Source organism: Dehalobacter sp., from assembly GCA_023667845.1.
Classification (GTDB): domain Bacteria; phylum Bacillota; class Desulfitobacteriia; order Desulfitobacteriales; family Syntrophobotulaceae; genus Dehalobacter.
Genome location: JAMPIU010000001.1, coordinates 1 through 1893 on the forward strand (window position 1 = coordinate 1; position 1893 = coordinate 1893).

The following is a 1893-nucleotide window of genomic DNA, read 5'->3' on the forward strand; positions in this document are numbered from 1 at the left end:
CGTCGGTGAACTCCTGCGGTTCCGCCTGCTGCAGTTTAAACTGCAGTCCCGGGGCTTGTCCCAACCCCTTGCCGTTGCCGGGCTTGGCCGATGCTACACCGGCGCAAAGCCCGATGATTAATGCCATTATTACTACTACCAAGAGTGTTTTTCTCAAATTGGTCATTCCTCCTTTTTGTTTAATAATTAATTATACGACAAGGTTTTAGTTTTTCGAGGGTAGATTTCCCAAAATCTTTTATTTATAATTCGATATCAAATATTATAATTTTTTGATGCCTTTTTCCTCATTAAATAAAGCCAGCGTTCCGTATTATCCAAGTGCTGTACACTGATTATTTCAAAATGCCGCCTGCATGACGTTTCAAAAACATCAGTGTTCAAATATTCAAAAAGTTTATCCCTTCCCCTGGTAAGCCGCCGGAACATGGAATCATCAGGTGAAACATATTCGACCACTAGTATATCTGTGGTAATTTCAGCTGCCATATCTAATATCTCGTCCAGAGGAACCCGCTCAGTAACCAGCATGTGGTGGATCACAGCCAACATAAATACCGCGTCAAAACTGCCGCGCGCCCGGTCAAGAAACGACTGGCACTCCATGTTTCGCCAGCCTGTTGCCGGGCTAGGTCTGGTGATATTCACCACCAGCGGCAGTATATCAAGTTCTTCCTTGCTGGCTTTTCTCCATACTCTGCCAACCACTACCGGGTCGTAGTCTATCGCCACCACAGCTGAGCCGCTCCTGGCTGCTATAGCGCTGAAATATCCTGTATTGCAGCCGACATCCAAAACCATTTTTGGTCTGCATTTTACCAGCATGTTTTCTATATAATTCTTTTTTGCTCCTATATGTTCAGTGGTGTAGTTATTGGAGCTCATGTAATCAGACCATGCAGAACTTTTAGAATCCTCCGGTTTTAATCTTTTAAGATATTTGCGAAGCTGGCTAAAAAGTGATTTTAAAATAAATTTCGCTTTCTCAATGTCGTCCAGGCATTTCTTATGATATATGGCAGGGTCGTTTTTTTTATCTCCTGCCGCCAGCCAGGTTGGGATGGATACAAGTGTTAAAAAAGGAGTCTTTAATCTTTTAATCAGGCTAAGCAGGCGGTATGCCTCTTCAGGCTCGAGGCCGTCGCGCCTAGTCAGAAAAACCTGGTCCAGCGGCAGACCCAGGTGCTTGTTGATTAAAAGAGGCAGGAGAAAAGTGCGGACAAACTGGGCATATGGAGACCAGATCGGGTCGCCTTGGTCCCTTCGTTCTACTGACAACAGGTCTATAAATACTGGCCTGCAGCCTCGAAAAAGAATGTTGTACGGCGTCGCGTCCTTGAGCCCGAAATCTTCTTTAAGCAAATCAACGGCAAAGTCAAGGGTAAGGCATCCCGCAGCATGAAGCATCTCAGCAGGCCATTCATATGGGAAGGATTGAAATGGTATCCTTTCATGTTCTACAACAATGTTGGAATTTTCAATAAAGTGACCAATATTTCCAACTCCGTGCCAATCCTTTATTAATTCATTATCCAAGATGGTTGTATTTACCAGATTGCCAAATTTAATATATTTATCTGCCACAGCAGAACTTAAAAATTCTTTCAGATCTTGTTCTCCAGACTTATTAACAACTCTGATTATACGTCCGTCTATGTCAAATAAACGTCCTGCCGGATCGCGGAAAGACATGTTATCAACAGATTCAATTACATTATTTTTCCTCATGACTTAACTCTTGCCCGTTATCACTTTTTTTAAATTTTGAAAATACACCCGCAATAAATTTGCGGAAATAAAAAGCCATCCCTATAAATGCCGAAACCAGTAGCTGCCAGATCATTGACCCGGACCCGGGGTCAATGTAGCAATATGCCGGCTGAGCAGTAGCTA

General features: G+C 43.2%; 1 protein-coding gene. It reads right to left on the reverse strand.

Going from position 1 to position 1893, the window contains the following annotated elements:
* Positions 1–255: 255 nt before the first annotated feature.
* A complete protein-coding gene (locus tag NC238_00005) occupies positions 256–1728 on the reverse strand; it encodes a class I SAM-dependent methyltransferase (GenBank protein ID MCM1564336.1) in 1473 nt (490 codons plus the stop codon).
* Positions 1729–1893: the final 165 nt, after the last annotated feature.

Coding starts and splice junctions, on each gene's coding strand:
- NC238_00005 (MCM1564336.1), bottom strand. CDS start 1,728: ATGAGGAAAAATAATGTAATTGAATCTGTTGATAACATGTCTTTCCGC.